Origin of the sequence: Pseudomonas edaphica (assembly GCF_965277385.1) — a bacterium.
Taxonomy (GTDB): Bacteria; Pseudomonadota; Gammaproteobacteria; order Pseudomonadales; family Pseudomonadaceae; genus Aquipseudomonas; species Aquipseudomonas edaphica.
On record NZ_OZ255725.1, the window covers coordinates 3900001 to 3917380 of the forward strand.

Here is a 17380-nt window from a genome sequence, read left to right on the forward strand (position 1 = left end):
GACACACGGCGGGTGCTAACGTCCGTCGTGAAAAGGGAAACAACCCAGACCGTCAGCTAAGGTCCCAAAGTTATGGTTAAGTGGGAAACGATGTGGGAAGGCTTAGACAGCTAGGAGGTTGGCTTAGAAGCAGCCACCCTTTAAAGAAAGCGTAATAGCTCACTAGTCGAGTCGGCCTGCGCGGAAGATGTAACGGGGCTCAAACCATACACCGAAGCTACGGGTATCACGTAAGTGATGCGGTAGAGGAGCGTTCTGTAAGCCTGTGAAGGTGAGTTGAGAAGCTTGCTGGAGGTATCAGAAGTGCGAATGCTGACATGAGTAACGACAATGGGTGTGAAAAACACCCACGCCGAAAGACCAAGGTTTCCTGCGCAACGTTAATCGACGCAGGGTTAGTCGGTCCCTAAGGCGAGGCTGAAAAGCGTAGTCGATGGAAAACAGGTTAATATTCCTGTACTTTTGGTTATTGCGATGGAGGGACGGAGAAGGCTAGGCCAGCTTGGCGTTGGTTGTCCAAGTTTAAGGTGGTAGGCTGAGATCTTAGGTAAATCCGGGATCTTAAGGCCGAGAGCTGATGACGAGCTAACTTTTAGTTAGCGAAGTGGTTGATGCCATGCTTCCAAGAAAAGCTTCTAAGCTTCAGGTAACCAGGAACCGTACCCCAAACCGACACAGGTGGTTGGGTAGAGAATACCAAGGCGCTTGAGAGAACTCGGGTGAAGGAACTAGGCAAAATGGCACCGTAACTTCGGGAGAAGGTGCGCCGGTGAGAGTGAAGGACTTGCTCCGTAAGCTCATGCCGGTCGAAGATACCAGGCCGCTGCGACTGTTTATTAAAAACACAGCACTCTGCAAACACGAAAGTGGACGTATAGGGTGTGACGCCTGCCCGGTGCCGGAAGGTTAATTGATGGGGTTAGCTAACGCGAAGCTCTTGATCGAAGCCCCGGTAAACGGCGGCCGTAACTATAACGGTCCTAAGGTAGCGAAATTCCTTGTCGGGTAAGTTCCGACCTGCACGAATGGCGTAACGATGGCGGCGCTGTCTCCACCCGAGACTCAGTGAAATTGAAATCGCTGTGAAGATGCAGTGTATCCGCGGCTAGACGGAAAGACCCCGTGAACCTTTACTATAGCTTTGCACTGGACTTTGAATTTGCTTGTGTAGGATAGGTGGGAGGCTTTGAAGCGTGGACGCCAGTCTGCGTGGAGCCAACCTTGAAATACCACCCTGGCAACTTTGAGGTTCTAACTCAGGTCCGTTATCCGGATCGAGGACAGTGTATGGTGGGTAGTTTGACTGGGGCGGTCTCCTCCTAAAGAGTAACGGAGGAGTACGAAGGTGCGCTCAGACCGGTCGGAAATCGGTCGTAGAGTATAAAGGCAAAAGCGCGCTTGACTGCGAGACAGACACGTCGAGCAGGTACGAAAGTAGGTCTTAGTGATCCGGTGGTTCTGTATGGAAGGGCCATCGCTCAACGGATAAAAGGTACTCCGGGGATAACAGGCTGATACCGCCCAAGAGTTCATATCGACGGCGGTGTTTGGCACCTCGATGTCGGCTCATCACATCCTGGGGCTGAAGCCGGTCCCAAGGGTATGGCTGTTCGCCATTTAAAGTGGTACGCGAGCTGGGTTTAGAACGTCGTGAGACAGTTCGGTCCCTATCTGCCGTGGACGTTTGAGATTTGAGAGGGGCTGCTCCTAGTACGAGAGGACCGGAGTGGACGAACCTCTGGTGTTCCGGTTGTCACGCCAGTGGCATTGCCGGGTAGCTATGTTCGGAATAGATAACCGCTGAAAGCATCTAAGCGGGAAACTAGCCTCAAGATGAGATCTCACTGGAACCTTGAGTTCCCTGAAGGGCCGTCGAAGACTACGACGTTGATAGGTTGGGTGTGTAAGCGCTGTGAGGCGTTGAGCTAACCAATACTAATTGCCCGTGAGGCTTGACCATATAACACCCAAGCAATTTGACTACTCGAAAGAGCATCAGATTGCGGTGTGTGAAGACGAGATGAACCGAAAGTTCGACGCTCACAAAACACCGAAAGCTGTCACATACCCAATTTGCTGAAGCGAAGCCATCTGGCTACGACTCAGTACCCGAATTTCTTGACGACCATAGAGCATTGGAACCACCTGATCCCATCCCGAACTCAGTAGTGAAACGATGCATCGCCGATGGTAGTGTGGGGTTTCCCCATGTGAGAGTAGGTCATCGTCAAGATTAAATTCCGAAACCCCTGATTGCTAACGCAATCAGGGGTTTTGTTTTGGGCGCTCGTTTAGGCGTAAATCTCGCTCACGAGTGGCGTTAATCACAACGCGTCCAGGCTGAGATGCCACGTAAGCCTGCTTTGCAGCCGCCTCCAGTGCTAAATCCTGTCCTTTCTATGCAATGACCTTGCGCATGGCTATCATGCGTGCCTCATTGTGAGGCGATGCTTGCATGCTGACGTTGTTAACACTTCTCAAAGATGGTCGATTCCACTCCGGAGAGGCGCTCGGTGCTGCCCTGGGTGTCAGCCGCAGTGCTGTTTGGAAGCAGCTCCAGCATCTGGAGTCTGAATTGAACCTGCCCATTCATAAAATTCGCGGCAGGGGGTACCAGCTAGCATCTCCATTGGTGTTCTTGAGTGCGGAAGAAATTCAAGAGCGCGCTCCTGCTTTGGCGTGGCCTGTTTACATCTCTGACTCCATAGACTCCACCAATGCCGAGGCTTTGCGCCTCGTCGGCACAGGTTGCGCGGCGCCATTTCTGGTGCTTGCGGAGCAGCAAACGGCGGGAAGAGGGAGGCGGGGCCGCAAGTGGGTCAGTCCGTTTGCTCAAAACCTGTATTACAGCCTCGTATTGCGCATTGACGGCGGGCTGAGGCAGTTGGAAGGGCTTAGCCTTGTCGTCGGATTGGCAGTCATGCAGGCCCTGCGTGAGTTGGGTGTCCAGGGCGCCGCCTTGAAATGGCCGAATGACGTCCTGGTTGGGCAGAAAAAAATTGCCGGTATCTTGCTGGAATTGGTTGGAGATCCCGCTGATGTTTGCCATGTTGTGCTCGGTATAGGGATCAACGTAAATATGCAGAAGGCGGCAGAGGTCGATCAGCAGTGGACGTCGGCGCAGTTGGAGACGGGCTCCCCTGTCGACCGAAATCACTTGGTCGCACGCCTTGGACAGCAGTTGCAAAGTCACCTGGAGCGACATAAGGCTTTCGGTTTTGCTGCGCTTCAGGAAGAGTGGGAGCGAAATCATTTGTGGCAGGGTAAGGCCGTATCTCTTATCGCGGGTGTTAACCAGATTGATGGTGTGGTGCTGGGTGTTGATCACCAGGGCGCGCTGCGGCTGAGTGTCGAGGGTGTCGAGAAAATATACAGCGGCGGTGAGTTAAGCCTGAGGTTGCGTGATGATTCTTGAGCTCGACTGTGGGAATAGCTTTATCAAGTGGCGTGTGCTCGATTCGCCTATGGCCAGGGCGTCCGCTGAGGGTGTTGTCGGCTCGGACCTTGAGTTGATCGAGGGCCTGAAGGCAATCCCGGGGTTGTCATTGACGCGCTGCCGCCTGGTAAGTGTTCGGGCCTCCGAAGAGACCGGGCAGTTGGTTGAGGCATTGCAGGGGGCATTTGGGGTTGTTGTGTCTTGTGCTGTCTCAGCGAGGGAGGCGGCGGGTGTACGTAACGGCTACGAAGAGTTTGAGCGTCTTGGGCTGGATCGTTGGTTGGCAATGCTCGGTGGTTTCAAGCTGGCATCAGGTGCCTGCCTGGTACTCGATTTCGGTACCGCAGCCACTGCAGACTTTATTGCTGCCGATGGTGAGCACCTTGGCGGCTTCATTTGCCCGGGAATGCCCCTCATGCGCAGCCAGTTGCGAACGCACACGCGCAAAATCCGCTACGACGATATTGCGGCAGAGCAGGCCCTGGCACGCCTCTCGCCGGGGCGGACGACTGTGGAAGCCGTTGAGCGGGGTTGTACGCTGATGCTCAGAGGGTTTGTTTTGACACAGCTTGAGTTGGCTCGGAGCTATTGGGGGAATGACTTCACGGTTTTTCTGACTGGCGGGGATGCTGACCTGGTCTCCGATGCCGTGCCTCACGCTCGTTTTGTTCCTGATCTGGTTTTTGTTGGTCTGGCGATGGCGTGCCCTTTGTCCTGAGGTATTTATGCGTTGGCTGTTTTTGCTTTTGCTCGTTCTCAATGCCTTCTATTACATCTGGCATCAACAGGAAGCCCCATTGCGTGCTAAAGATGTAACGCCACTGAGTCTCTATAAGGGCTCTCAGCAGGATATTCGCCTATTGAGTGAATCCTCTGACCCCATGGTTCGGCGCGACCGGGCAAAAGCGCCTGACGCACAAAGTACGTGTCTATACATCGGTGGTTTCGCTGATCAGCGCCAGGCCCAGTCGGTAGAGCAGCGCCTCATAAGCCTGGATATAAAGGTCAAAGTGCTTCTCCTCAATACGCCTGATGCCTCCGGCTATTGGCTTCGTGTCGCCCCTGAAAGCAGGAGGTTGGCTGAGGATCTGCCGTTTGAAAACCTTGCTAAGGAATTCAATGAGTTAAAACATAAAATAATGTTGTGCGAAGGCGTTGCAACTGTCGAATAGTTTGCATAGAATGGCGCCCGCTTCGCAGTGAAGACCTTTACGGTCTACAGCGTGAAGCGAAGGTCAACGCAGCTAACCTCATATTTTTAATGAGAAAATGCTTGACAGAAGGCCGGCGTGATGTAGAATGCCGGCTCGCTTAGGAGGGGTTCCCGAGCGGCCAAAGGGATCAGACTGTAAATCTGACGTCTACGACTTCGAAGGTTCGAATCCTTCCCCCTCCACCATTTTTAGCGTGAGCTGCAAGCTCCGCGGGTATAGTTTAGTGGTAGAACCTCAGCCTTCCAAGCTGATGATGCGGGTTCGATTCCCGCTACCCGCTCCAAGTTTGCAGGTTGTGCAATGTGTTTTGCTCTTGTAGCTCAGTTGGTAGAGCACACCCTTGGTAAGGGTGAGGTCAGCGGTTCAAATCCGCTCAAGAGCTCCATATAACAAGGCAGATATGAAAATATCTGCCTTTGTTTTAACAGCTGCCTCGGCTTGTTGGTGTTGCATTTGGCTTTGTTGTCAGGTGATTTCAGGTCTAGTGGGGTTGGTTGTTGTAAAGTCTTTTTCAGGCCTGCATAATGGTCGGCCTGATTTTGTTTTAGGTCAGTAGCTCAATTGGCAGAGCGACGGTCTCCAAAACCGTAGGTTGGGGGTTCGATTCCCTCCTGACCTGCCAGATTCACGTGGTGTGTCTGGCTTTCTTTTCACAGGATCTTCATAGATGACTCCTAAGGCTGAAGCTCAAAGCTCTCGTTTCGATCTCGTCAAGTGGCTCGCTGTGGTCGCGTTGGTGGTCGTAGGCGTTGTTGGCAATCAGTACTACTCTGCTTCGCCGATCCTGTACCGCGTACTCGCTTTGCTCGCTCTTGCTGCTGTAGCTGCCTTTGTAGGGCTGCAGACTGCCAAAGGCAAGTCTTTCGCGGTCCTGGTAAAGGAAGCTCGCACCGAAATTCGTAAAGTCGTTTGGCCGACTCGCCAAGAAACCACGCAGACCACGTTGATTGTTGTGGCTGTTGTTCTGGTTATGGCGTTGCTGTTGTGGGGGCTTGATTCCCTGCTCGGCTGGCTTGTTTCCTTGATTGTTGGCTAAGGGTGTCCCGTGGCTAAGCGTTGGTACGTTGTGCATGCTTACTCGGGTTACGAGAAGCATGTTATGCGCTCTTTGCTAGAGCGCGTAAAGCTTGCAGGCATGGAGGATGGCTTCGGCGAAATTCTGGTTCCCACTGAAGAAGTGGTTGAAATGCGGAATGGTCAGAAGCGCAAAAGCGAACGCAAGTTCTTCCCTGGCTACGTGCTGGTTCAGATGGACATGAATGAAGGTACTTGGCACTTGGTCAAGGACACTCCTCGTGTCATGGGTTTCATCGGCGGTACTGCTGATAAGCCTGCTCCGATCACCGACAAAGAGGCGGAAGCAATTCTGCGTCGCGTTGCTGACGGTAGCGACAAGCCCAAGCCGAAGACGTTGTTCGAGCCGGGTGAGGTTGTTCGTGTCACAGATGGTCCGTTTGCTGATTTCAACGGCACCGTCGAAGAAGTTAACTACGAAAAGAGCCGGATCCAAGTGGCAGTGCTCATTTTCGGTCGCTCTACTCCGGTAGAGTTGGAGTTCAGCCAGGTCGAGAAGGTCTAGCTGAGCAAGCATCCCAACCCCGCAGCCTTAGGCTGTGGGGTTTTGTCGTCACTGGGATAAACGCGCAAGTAACCGGGGAGCCTTTCGAGGCGTTTGAACCCGTAATTGGAGTGCCTCATGGCCAAGAAGATTACCGCTTACATCAAGCTGCAAGTGAAGGCCGCTCAGGCCAACCCAAGTCCACCTGTCGGCCCGGCTCTGGGTCAGCACGGCGTGAACATCATGGAATTCTGCAAGGCCTTCAACGCCCGTACTCAGGGTCTTGAGCCAGGTCTGCCGACTCCAGTGATCATCACTGTATACAGCGACCGTAGCTTCACTTTCGAAACCAAGTCGACCCCGGCTTCGGTTTTGCTGAAGAAAGCTGCTGGTCTGACTAGCGGTTCCGCTCGTCCTAACACCGTTAAGGTTGGCACCGTAACTCGTGCTCAGCTGGAAGAAATCGCGAAAACCAAAAACGCGGATCTGACTGCAGCTGATATGGATGCAGCCGTGCGTACCATCGCCGGTTCTGCTCGTAGCATGGGCCTTAACGTGGAGGGTGTGTAATGGCTAAGCTGACCAAGCGCCAAAAGGCTATCGCCGGCAAAATCGAAGCAGGCAAGGCCTACAACTTTGTAGACGCCGCTGCCCTGCTGACCGAGCTGTCGACTGTCAAGTTCAGCGAGTCCGTTGACGTTGCTGTAAACCTGGGTGTTGACCCACGTAAATCCGACCAGGTCGTTCGTAGCGCTACTGTGCTGCCACACGGTACTGGCAAGACTGTACGTGTTGCTGTCTTCACCCAAGGCCCGGCAGCTGAAGCTGCTCTGGCCGCCGGCGCTGATCGCGTTGGCATGGACGACCTGGCTGCCGAAATGAAAGGCGGCGACCTGAACTACGACGTAGTTATTGCTTCCCCGGATGCAATGCGCGTTGTAGGTCAGTTGGGTCAGATCCTCGGTCCACGTGGTCTGATGCCTAACCCTAAAGTCGGCACCGTAACGCCAGACGTAGCTACCGCGGTTAAAAACGCCAAGGCTGGTCAGGTTCGTTATCGCACCGACAAAAACGGCATCATTCACACCTCCGTTGGCAAAGTCGGCTTCGATGCCGTCAAGCTGAAGGAAAACGTTGAAGCCCTGATCGCTGATCTGAAGCGTATCAAGCCAGCTTCCTCGAAAGGTATCTACGTCAAGCGCGTTACCCTGAGCACCACTATGGGCCCAGGTCTGGTCATCGACCAAGGCTCGCTGGACGTATAAGAAATACGTTGGTGCGAGAGATCGCGCCAATTGAAAAAATTGGGGTCCCTGCCTGGCGGGGGCTATCCAAGACCGTAGGCGGCGCAAGCCTTAAACCTCAAGCCTACGCAGATGGTGCTCCCGGTTCCTTACCGAATCAGACACCAAAACGACATCCGGCTTCGGCCAGATGAAACGGTAACAAGCAGGAGTTAAACCCGTGGCAATTAATCTCGAAGACAAGAAGGCCATCGTCGCTGAAGTCAACGAGGCTGCCAAAGCTGCTCTGTCCGCTGTCGTGGCTGATGCCCGTGGTGTGACAGTAGGCGCTATGACCGGACTCCGTAAAGAGGCTCGTGAAGCTGGCGTATACGTACGTGTTGTACGTAACACCCTGCTCAAGCGCGCTGTTGCTGACACTGAATACAGTGTTCTCAACGACGTGTTCACCGGCCCGACTCTGATCGCGTTCTCCAAAGATCACCCGGGTGCTGCTGCCCGTTTGTTCAAGGAATTCGCCAAGAGTCAGGATAAGTTCGAGATCAAGGCAGCTGCGTTCGAGGGCAAGTTCCTCGCAGCTAACCAAATCGACGTACTGGCAACACTGCCGACCCGTAACGAAGCTATTTCTCAGCTGATGAGCGTGATTCAAGGCGCTACCAGCAAGTTGGCTCGTACTCTGGCCGCAGTTCGCGAGCAAAAAGAAGCTGCCGCAGCCTAAGGCTGAGCACCTCCTTTCGCGTATTTTTGTTTATTTCGATGGCCGCGTAGGCCGTCCCCCAATTCAGGAAATACAGTAATGTCTATCTCCCAAGAAGATATCCTCAACGCCGTAGCTGAAATGTCGGTTCTGCAGGTTGTTGAGCTGATCAAAGCTTTCGAAGAAAAATTCGGCGTTTCCGCTGCCGCTGCTTCCGCTGGCCCAGCTGTTGCTGCTGTTGCTGCTGAAGAGCAAACCGAATTCAACGTCATGCTGCTGGAAGCTGGCGAGAAGAAAGTAAACGTGATCAAGGCAGTTCGTGAACTGACCGGTCTGGGCCTGAAAGAAGCCAAGGCTGTAGTTGACGGCGCTCCTGCCCAGGTTCTGGAAGCAGTGTCGAAAGACGCCGCTGACAAAGCTAAAGCAGTGCTGGAAGAAGCAGGCGCTAAAGTCGAGCTGAAGTAAGCATCGACCTTGCGTCTCCAGCCCAAGCGTTAAGCTGAAGGCTGATGGCTGGTGGCTCTTGCCACCGGCCTTTTTCCGTTCTTGGCTGTCGACTCGGTCGCCGCCAATTACGCGCTGTAACCACCCGATGCGGTGGTGCAAACCATGGGGTTTGCAAGATTTTCTGGCTGCTCCCGTCGGAGGGGCCAAACAAGCAGGTGACCAAGCTGGGGAACGCTGATGGCTTACTCATATACTGAGAAAAAACGTATCCGCAAGGACTTTAGCAAGTTGCCGGACGTCATGGATGTCCCGTACCTTCTGGCTATCCAGCTGGATTCGTATCGTGAATTCTTGCAGGCGGGAGCGACCAAAGATCAGTTCCGCGACGTGGGCCTGCATGCGGCCTTCAAATCCGTTTTCCCGATCATCAGCTACTCCGGCAATGCTGCGCTGGAGTACGTGGGTTATCGCCTGGGCGAACCGGCATTTGATGTCAAAGAATGCGTGTTGCGCGGTGTTACGTACGCCGTACCTTTGCGGGTAAAAGTCCGCCTGATCATTTTCGACAAAGAATCGTCGAACAAAGCGATCAAGGACATCAAAGAGCAAGAAGTCTACATGGGCGAAATCCCACTGATGACTGAAAACGGTACCTTCGTAATCAACGGTACCGAGCGTGTTATTGTTTCCCAGCTGCACCGTTCCCCGGGCGTGTTCTTCGACCACGACCGCGGCAAGACGCACAGCTCCGGTAAACTCCTGTACTCCGCGCGGATCATTCCGTACCGCGGTTCGTGGTTGGACTTCGAGTTCGACCCGAAAGACTGCGTGTTCGTGCGTATCGACCGTCGTCGCAAGCTGCCGGCCTCGGTACTGCTGCGCGCGCTCGGTTACACCACTGAGCAGGTGCTGGACGCTTTCTACACCACCAACGTATTCAGCCTGAAGGATGAAACCCTCAGCCTGGAGCTGATTGCTTCGCGCCTGCGTGGTGAAATTGCCGTTCTGGACATTCAGGACGAAAACGGCAAAGTGATCGTTGAAGCGGGTCGTCGTATTACTGCGCGCCACATCAACCAGATCGAAAAAGCCGGCATCAAGTCGCTGGAAGTGCCTCTGGACTACGTCCTGGGTCGCACCACCGCCAAGGTTATCGTTCACCCGGCTACAGGCGAAATCCTGGCTGAGTGCAACACCGAGCTGAACACCGAAATCCTGGCAAAAATCGCCAAGGCCCAGGTTGTTCGCATCGAGACCCTGTACACCAACGACATCGACTGCGGTCCGTTCATCTCCGACACACTGAAGATCGACTCCACCAGCAACCAATTGGAAGCGCTGGTCGAGATCTATCGCATGATGCGTCCTGGTGAGCCACCGACCAAAGACGCTGCCGAGACCCTGTTCAACAACCTGTTCTTCAGCCCTGAGCGTTATGACCTGTCTGCGGTCGGCCGGATGAAGTTCAACCGTCGTATCGGTCGTACCGAGATCGAAGGTTCGGGCGTGCTGTGCAAGGAAGATATCGTCGCGGTACTGAAGACTCTGGTCGACATCCGTAACGGTAAAGGCATCGTCGATGACATCGACCACCTGGGTAACCGTCGTGTTCGCTGCGTAGGCGAAATGGCCGAAAACCAGTTCCGCGTTGGCCTTGTGCGTGTTGAACGTGCGGTCAAAGAGCGTCTGTCGATGGCTGAAAGCGAAGGCCTGATGCCGCAAGACCTGATCAACGCCAAGCCAGTGGCTGCGGCAGTGAAAGAGTTCTTCGGTTCCAGCCAGCTTTCCCAGTTCATGGACCAGAACAACCCGCTCTCCGAGATCACCCACAAGCGCCGTGTTTCTGCACTGGGCCCGGGCGGTCTGACCCGTGAGCGTGCTGGCTTTGAAGTTCGTGACGTACACCCGACGCACTACGGTCGTGTTTGCCCGATCGAAACGCCGGAAGGTCCGAACATCGGCCTGATCAACTCCCTGGCAGCTTATGCGCGCACCAACCAGTACGGCTTCCTCGAGAGCCCGTACCGCGTGGTGAAAGACGCGCTGGTCACCGACGAGATCGTATTCCTGTCCGCCATCGAAGAAGCTGATCACGTGATCGCTCAGGCTTCGGCCACGATGAACGACAAGAAAGTCCTGATCGACGAGCTGGTAGCTGTTCGTCACTTGAACGAGTTCACCGTCAAGGCGCCGGAAGACGTCACCTTGATGGACGTTTCGCCGAAGCAGGTAGTTTCGGTTGCAGCGTCGCTGATCCCGTTCCTGGAACACGATGACGCCAACCGTGCGTTGATGGGTTCCAACATGCAGCGTCAAGCTGTACCAACCCTGCGCGCTGACAAGCCGCTGGTAGGTACCGGCATGGAGCGTAACGTAGCCCGTGACTCCGGCGTTTGCGTCGTAGCCCGTCGTGGCGGCGTGATCGACTCCGTTGATGCCAGCCGTATCGTGGTTCGTGTTGCCGATGATGAAGTTGAAACTGGCGAAGCCGGTGTCGACATCTACAACCTGACCAAATACACCCGCTCGAACCAGAACACCTGCATCAACCAGCGTCCGCTGGTGAGCAAGGGTGACCGCGTTCAGCGTAGCGACATCATGGCCGACGGCCCGTCCACCGACATGGGTGAACTGGCTCTGGGTCAGAACATGCGCATCGCGTTCATGGCATGGAACGGCTTCAACTTCGAAGACTCCATCTGCCTGTCCGAGCGTGTTGTTCAAGAAGACCGTTTCACCACGATCCACATTCAGGAACTGACCTGTGTGGCACGTGATACCAAGCTTGGGCCAGAGGAAATCACTGCAGACATCCCGAACGTGGGTGAAGCTGCACTGAACAAGCTGGACGAAGCCGGTATCGTTTACGTAGGTGCTGAAGTTGGCGCAGGCGACATCCTGGTAGGTAAGGTCACTCCGAAAGGCGAGACCCAACTGACTCCGGAAGAGAAGCTGCTGCGTGCCATCTTCGGTGAAAAAGCCAGCGACGTTAAAGACACCTCCCTGCGTGTACCTACCGGTACCAAGGGTACTGTTATCGACGTACAGGTCTTCACCCGTGACGGCGTTGAGCGTGATGCTCGTGCACTGTCCATCGAGAAGACTCAACTCGACGAGATCCGCAAGGACCTGAACGAAGAGTTCCGTATCGTTGAAGGCGCGACCTTCGAACGTCTGCGTTCCGCTCTGGTAGGCCACAAGGCTGAAGGCGGCGCAGGTCTGAAGAAAGGTCAGGACATCACCGACGAAGTACTCGACGGTCTTGAGCACGGCCAGTGGTTCAAACTGCGCATGGCTGAAGATGCTCTGAACGAGCAGCTCGAGAAGGCCCAGGCCTACATCGTTGATCGCCGCCGTCTGCTGGACGACAAGTTCGAAGACAAGAAGCGCAAACTGCAGCAGGGCGATGACCTGGCTCCAGGCGTGCTGAAAATCGTCAAGGTTTACCTGGCAATCCGTCGCCGCATCCAGCCGGGCGACAAGATGGCCGGTCGTCACGGTAACAAAGGTGTGGTCTCCGTGATCATGCCGGTTGAAGACATGCCGCACGATGCCAATGGCACCCCGGTCGACGTCGTCCTCAACCCGTTGGGCGTACCTTCGCGTATGAACGTTGGTCAGATCCTCGAAACCCACTTGGGCCTCGCGGCCAAAGGTCTGGGCGAGAAGATCCACCGTATGATCGAAGAGCAGCGCAAGGTTGCTGACCTGCGTAAGTTCCTGCACGAGATCTACAACGAGATCGGCGGTCGCAACGAAGAGCTGGACACCTTCTCCGACCAGGAAATCCTGGACCTGGCGAAGAACCTGCGCGGCGGCGTTCCAATGGCTACCCCGGTGTTCGACGGTGCCAAGGAAAGCGAAATCAAGGCCATGCTGAAACTGGCAGACCTGCCGGAAAGCGGCCAGATGCAGCTGTTCGACGGCCGTACCGGCAACAAGTTTGAGCGCCCGGTTACTGTTGGCTACATGTACATGCTGAAGCTGAACCACTTGGTAGACGACAAGATGCACGCTCGTTCTACCGGTTCGTACAGCCTGGTTACCCAGCAGCCGCTGGGTGGTAAGGCTCAGTTCGGTGGTCAGCGTTTCGGGGAGATGGAGGTCTGGGCACTGGAAGCATACGGTGCTGCATACACTCTGCAAGAAATGCTCACAGTGAAGTCGGACGATGTGAACGGTCGGACCAAGATGTACAAAAACATCGTGGACGGCGATCACCGTATGGAGCCGGGCATGCCCGAGTCCTTCAACGTGTTGATCAAAGAAATTCGTTCCCTCGGCATCGATATCGATCTGGAAACCGAATAACACGTGACGCGAATCGAGAGCGGGGTTGTTTAGCCCGCTCTCTGCTCCGCCAGGAGGAAAGGCCTTGAAAGACCTACTGAATTTGCTGAAAAACCAGGGTCAAGTCGAAGAGTTCGACGCCATCCGTATTGGGTTGGCATCGCCTGAGATGATCCGTTCGTGGTCGTTCGGTGAAGTTAAAAAGCCGGAAACCATCAACTACCGTACGTTCAAACCTGAGCGTGACGGCCTGTTCTGCGCCAAGATCTTTGGCCCGGTAAAGGATTACGAGTGCCTGTGCGGTAAGTACAAGCGCTTGAAGCACCGTGGTGTGATCTGCGAGAAGTGCGGCGTTGAAGTTGCACTGGCCAAGGTTCGTCGTGAGCGCATGGCGCACATCGAACTGGCTTCGCCGGTTGCCCACATCTGGTTCCTGAAATCGCTGCCGTCCCGTATCGGCTTGCTGATGGACATGACCCTGCGTGATATCGAACGCGTTCTCTACTTCGAGAGCTATGTCGTTATCGATCCAGGCATGACCACCCTTGAAAAAGGTCAGCTGCTGAACGACGAGCAGTACTTCGAAGCGCTGGAAGAATTCGGCGACGACTTTGATGCCCGTATGGGTGCCGAGGCTGTCCGCGAGCTGCTGCACGCTATCGACCTGGAGCACGAGATTGGCCGTCTGCGCGAAGAAATTCCGCAAACCAACTCCGAAACCAAGATCAAGAAGCTGTCCAAGCGTCTGAAGTTGATGGAAGCCTTCCAGGGTTCCGGCAACTTGCCAGAGTGGATGGTGCTGACCGTTCTGCCGGTTCTGCCGCCAGACCTGCGTCCGCTGGTACCGTTGGACGGTGGTCGTTTCGCGACGTCCGACCTCAACGACCTGTACCGCCGCGTGATCAACCGTAACAACCGCTTGAAGCGCCTGCTCGATCTGTCCGCTCCGGACATCATCGTGCGAAACGAAAAGCGTATGTTGCAAGAAGCTGTCGATGCCTTGCTCGACAACGGCCGTCGTGGCCGCGCTATCACCGGTTCCAACAAGCGTCCTCTGAAATCCTTGGCTGACATGATCAAGGGTAAGCAAGGTCGTTTCCGTCAGAACTTGCTCGGCAAGCGTGTTGACTACTCCGGTCGTTCGGTAATTACCGTAGGCCCGACCCTGCGTCTGCACCAGTGCGGTCTGCCCAAGAAGATGGCACTTGAGCTGTTCAAGCCATTCATCTTCGGCAAGCTGGAAATGCGCGGTCTCGCGACCACCATCAAAGCGGCCAAGAAAATGGTCGAGCGCGAACTGCCAGAGGTTTGGGACGTTCTCGCTGAAGTGATTCGCGAACACCCGGTTCTCCTCAACCGTGCACCGACCCTTCACCGTCTGGGTATCCAGGCGTTTGAACCAGTACTGATCGAAGGTAAGGCTATCCAGCTGCACCCTCTGGTCTGTGCTGCGTACAACGCCGACTTCGACGGCGACCAAATGGCCGTGCACGTACCGCTGACACTGGAAGCCCAGTTGGAAGCGCGCGCGTTGATGATGTCGACCAACAACATTCTGTCGCCAGCCAACGGTGAGCCAATCATCGTTCCGTCGCAGGACGTTGTATTGGGTCTGTACTACATGACTCGTGAAGCGATCAACGCCAAAGGTGAAGGTCGTGTGTTCGCTGACCTGCAAGAAGTTGACCGTGTGTTCCGTGCCGGCGAAGCCGCACTGCACGCCAAGGTCAAAGTGCGGATCAACGAAACCGTCAACGACCGTGATGGCGGCAGCGTGAGCGGCACCCGTATTGTCGACACCACTGTCGGCCGTGCCTTGCTGTATCAAGTTGTGCCAAAAGGCCTGTCGTACGACGTCGTCAACTTGCCGATGAAGAAAAAGGCGATCTCCAAGCTGATCAACCAGTGCTACCGCGTGGTTGGTTTGAAAGAGACCGTGATCTTCGCTGACCAGCTGATGTACACCGGCTTTGCTTATTCGACCATTTCCGGCGTTTCCATCGGTGTTAACGACTTCGTTATCCCGGATGAAAAAGCCCAGATCATCAATGCTGCAACTGATGAAGTGAAAGAAATCGAAAGCCAGTACGCCTCCGGCCTGGTAACCCAGGGCGAGAAGTACAACAAAGTGATCGACCTTTGGTCCAAGGCCAACGACGAAGTGTCGAAGGCGATGATGGCTAACCTCTCGAAAGAGAAGGTTATCGACCGTCATGGCGTAGAAGTCGATCAAGAGTCGTTCAACTCGATGTACATGATGGCCGACTCGGGCGCACGGGGTTCTGCTGCGCAGATCCGTCAGCTCGCCGGTATGCGTGGCCTGATGGCCAAGCCGGACGGCTCCATCATCGAAACGCCGATTACTGCGAACTTCCGTGAAGGTTTGAGCGTACTTCAGTACTTCATCTCCACTCACGGTGCTCGTAAGGGTCTTGCGGATACCGCGTTGAAAACGGCTAACTCCGGTTACCTGACTCGTCGTCTGGTAGACGTTGCGCAAGACTTGGTTGTGACTGAAGTTGACTGCGGCACCGAACACGGTCTGCTGATGACTCCGCACATCGAAGGCGGCGACGTTGTAGAACCGTTGGGTGAGCGCGTACTGGGTCGAGTAATTGCCCGTGACGTATTCAAGCCAGGTACCGAGGAAGTTATCGTTCCTGCTGGCACCCTGGTGGATGAAAAGTGGGTCGAGTTCATCGAACTCAACAGCATCGACGAAGTGATTGTTCGCTCGCCGATCAGCTGCGAAACCCGCTACGGCATTTGCGCCAAGTGCTACGGCCGTGACTTGGCTCGTGGTCACCAGGTGAACATCGGTGAAGCGGTTGGCGTAATTGCTGCCCAGTCCATCGGTGAGCCGGGTACCCAGCTGACCATGCGTACGTTCCACATCGGTGGTGCGGCAAGCCGGACCTCCGCAGCTGACAGCGTTCAGGTGAAGAACGGCGGTACTGTCCGTCTGCACAACCTGAAACACGTTGAGCGAGTGGATGGTTGCCTGGTTGCTGTGTCCCGTTCCGGTGAGCTGGCAATCGCTGATGACTACGGTCGTGAGCGTGAGCGTTACAAGCTGCCGTATGGTGCTGTGATTTCGGTTAAAGAAGGTGACAAGGTCGACGCTGGCGCAATCGTGGCCAAGTGGGATCCGCACACTCACCCAATCGTTACCGAAATGAAAGGTACCGTGACCTACGTGGGCATGGAAGAAGGCATCACGATCAAGCGTCAGACTGACGAATTGACCGGTATGACCAACATTGAAGTACTCGACGCGAAAGATCGTCCAGCTGCCGGTAAGGACATCCGTCCTGCCGTTAAGATGGTCGACGACAACGGCAAGGACTTGTTGCTGCCAGGCACTGACGTAATTGCTCAGTACTTCCTGCCAGCCAACGCCCTGGTCGGTGTAGCGGATGGTGCGAAGATCGCGATCGGTGATGTTATCGCGCGTATCCCGCAAGAAACTTCGAAGACTCGCGACATCACCGGTGGTCTGCCGCGTGTTGCCGACTTGTTTGAAGCTCGTCGTCCGAAAGAAGCGTCGATTCTGGCTGAAGTCAGCGGCACCATCGCGTTCGGTAAAGAGACCAAAGGCAAGCGCCGTCTGGTCATTACTCCGAACGATGGTACTGATCCGTACGAAGAGCTGATTCCGAAGTGGCGTCACCTGAACGTCTTCGAAGGCGAACAGGTAAACCGCGGCGAAGTTATCTCCGACGGCCCGAGCGATCCACACGACATCCTGCGTCTGCTGGGTGTGAGTGCGCTGGCCAAGTACATCGTTAACGAGATCCAGGACGTTTACCGTCTGCAAGGCGTGAAGATCAACGATAAGCACATCGAGACCATCCTGCGTCAGATGCTGCGTAAAGTTGAAATCGCTGAATCCGGCGATTCCAGTTTCATCAAGGGCGACCAGATGGAACTGACTCACGTACTGGTAGAAAACGAACGTCTGGGCGCGGAAGACAAATTTGTCTCCAAGTTCACTCGTGTGTTGCTGGGTATCACCAAGGCGTCGTTGTCCACTGAGTCGTTCATCTCGGCGGCCTCCTTCCAGGAGACCACTCGCGTACTGACCGAAGCAGCGGTAACCGGCAAGCGCGATTACCTGCGCGGCCTGAAAGAAAACGTAGTCGTGGGTCGTTTGATCCCGGCAGGTACCGGTTTGGCTTACCACAGCGAGCGCAAGCGCCGCCGTGATGCTGACAAGCCGCTGCGCGTAAGCGCCAGTGAAGTGGAAGCTGCACTGACCGAAGCGCTGAACTCAAGCGGTAACTGAGTTCTGCGATAAATAAGTCTGGGCCCTGGCAGCCCCCATTCGTCGGATCGAGGCATTTTTGTCCCGGTTCGATGAGAGGGGAGGTCGGGGCCTTGCCTTGACTGGGGGCAAGATCCTCTTTAGACTCTTGTACCCCTAAATTTGGCGGGAATTCGTTCCTGCCATTTTGCTTTTCTTGCAAGACAATAGCGTCGCAAGACAACAGT

The 17380-nt window shown here is 55.1% G+C and carries 11 protein-coding genes, 4 tRNA genes and 2 rRNA genes (1 of these 17 cut by a window edge); all 17 read left to right on the top strand.

Going from position 1 to position 17380, the window contains the following annotated elements:
* Positions 1 to 1960, top strand: a 23S ribosomal RNA gene (locus ACQY47_RS17630) (it extends 932 nt beyond the left edge of the window).
* Positions 1961 to 2117: 157 nt separating this feature from the next.
* Positions 2118 to 2233, top strand: a 5S ribosomal RNA gene (gene rrf / locus ACQY47_RS17635).
* A 222-nt stretch (positions 2234 to 2455) separates the two neighbouring features.
* Positions 2456 to 3415: a bifunctional biotin--[acetyl-CoA-carboxylase] ligase/biotin operon repressor BirA gene (gene birA, locus ACQY47_RS17640; protein WP_428550624.1), complete on the top strand. Its 960-nt coding sequence runs from the start codon at positions 2456 to 2458 to the stop codon at positions 3413 to 3415.
* A complete protein-coding gene (locus ACQY47_RS17645; RefSeq protein ID WP_017135959.1) occupies positions 3405 to 4154 on the top strand; it encodes a pantothenate kinase in 750 nt (249 codons plus the stop codon). The genes birA and ACQY47_RS17645 overlap by 11 nt, the downstream gene beginning before the upstream one ends.
* A 7-nt stretch (positions 4155 to 4161) precedes the next feature.
* Positions 4162 to 4608, top strand: coding sequence for a hypothetical protein (locus tag ACQY47_RS17650; protein WP_017135960.1), 447 nt, complete (start codon positions 4162 to 4164; stop codon positions 4606 to 4608).
* Positions 4609 to 4750: 142 nt separating this feature from the next.
* Positions 4751 to 4835, top strand: a tRNA-Tyr gene (locus ACQY47_RS17655).
* Positions 4836 to 4859: 24 nt separating this feature from the next.
* Positions 4860 to 4933: transfer RNA gene (locus tag ACQY47_RS17660), tRNA-Gly, on the top strand.
* Between the two features lie 26 nt (positions 4934 to 4959).
* Positions 4960 to 5035: transfer RNA gene (locus ACQY47_RS17665), tRNA-Thr, on the top strand.
* A gap of 161 nt (positions 5036 to 5196) precedes the next feature.
* Positions 5197 to 5272, top strand: a tRNA-Trp gene (locus ACQY47_RS17670).
* Between the two features lie 45 nt (positions 5273 to 5317).
* Complete coding sequence (gene secE, locus ACQY47_RS17675; protein ID WP_003194658.1) at positions 5318 to 5686, top strand: preprotein translocase subunit SecE; 369 nt, start codon at positions 5318 to 5320, stop codon at positions 5684 to 5686.
* Between the two features lie 9 nt (positions 5687 to 5695).
* Positions 5696 to 6229, top strand: coding sequence for a transcription termination/antitermination protein NusG (gene nusG, locus ACQY47_RS17680; protein WP_003176436.1), 534 nt, complete (start codon positions 5696 to 5698; stop codon positions 6227 to 6229).
* Between the two features lie 117 nt (positions 6230 to 6346).
* A complete protein-coding gene (gene rplK, locus ACQY47_RS17685) occupies positions 6347 to 6778 on the top strand; it encodes a 50S ribosomal protein L11 (RefSeq protein ID WP_003176435.1) in 432 nt (143 codons plus the stop codon).
* The gene (rplA, locus tag ACQY47_RS17690) at positions 6778 to 7473 is read left to right on the top strand and encodes a 50S ribosomal protein L1 (RefSeq protein WP_003232403.1); all 696 of its coding nucleotides are present in this window, start codon (positions 6778 to 6780) and stop codon (positions 7471 to 7473) included. The genes rplK and rplA overlap by 1 nt, the downstream gene beginning before the upstream one ends.
* Positions 7474 to 7672: 199 nt before the next feature.
* Entirely contained in the window at positions 7673 to 8173 is a 501-nt protein-coding gene (rplJ, locus tag ACQY47_RS17695) for a 50S ribosomal protein L10 (RefSeq protein ID WP_003176433.1), read from the top strand.
* Positions 8174 to 8251: 78 nt separating this feature from the next.
* A complete protein-coding gene (gene rplL, locus ACQY47_RS17700; RefSeq protein ID WP_010566858.1) occupies positions 8252 to 8617 on the top strand; it encodes a 50S ribosomal protein L7/L12 in 366 nt (121 codons plus the stop codon).
* A gap of 219 nt (positions 8618 to 8836) precedes the next feature.
* Positions 8837 to 12910 (top strand): DNA-directed RNA polymerase subunit beta, encoded by a 4074-nt coding sequence (gene rpoB, locus ACQY47_RS17705; RefSeq protein WP_428550632.1) that lies wholly within the window; start codon positions 8837 to 8839, stop codon positions 12908 to 12910.
* Between the two features lie 64 nt (positions 12911 to 12974).
* Positions 12975 to 17174, top strand: a complete 4200-nt coding sequence (gene rpoC / locus ACQY47_RS17710; protein WP_017135962.1) for a DNA-directed RNA polymerase subunit beta' — start codon at positions 12975 to 12977, stop codon at positions 17172 to 17174.
* Positions 17175 to 17380 lie beyond the last annotated feature (206 nt).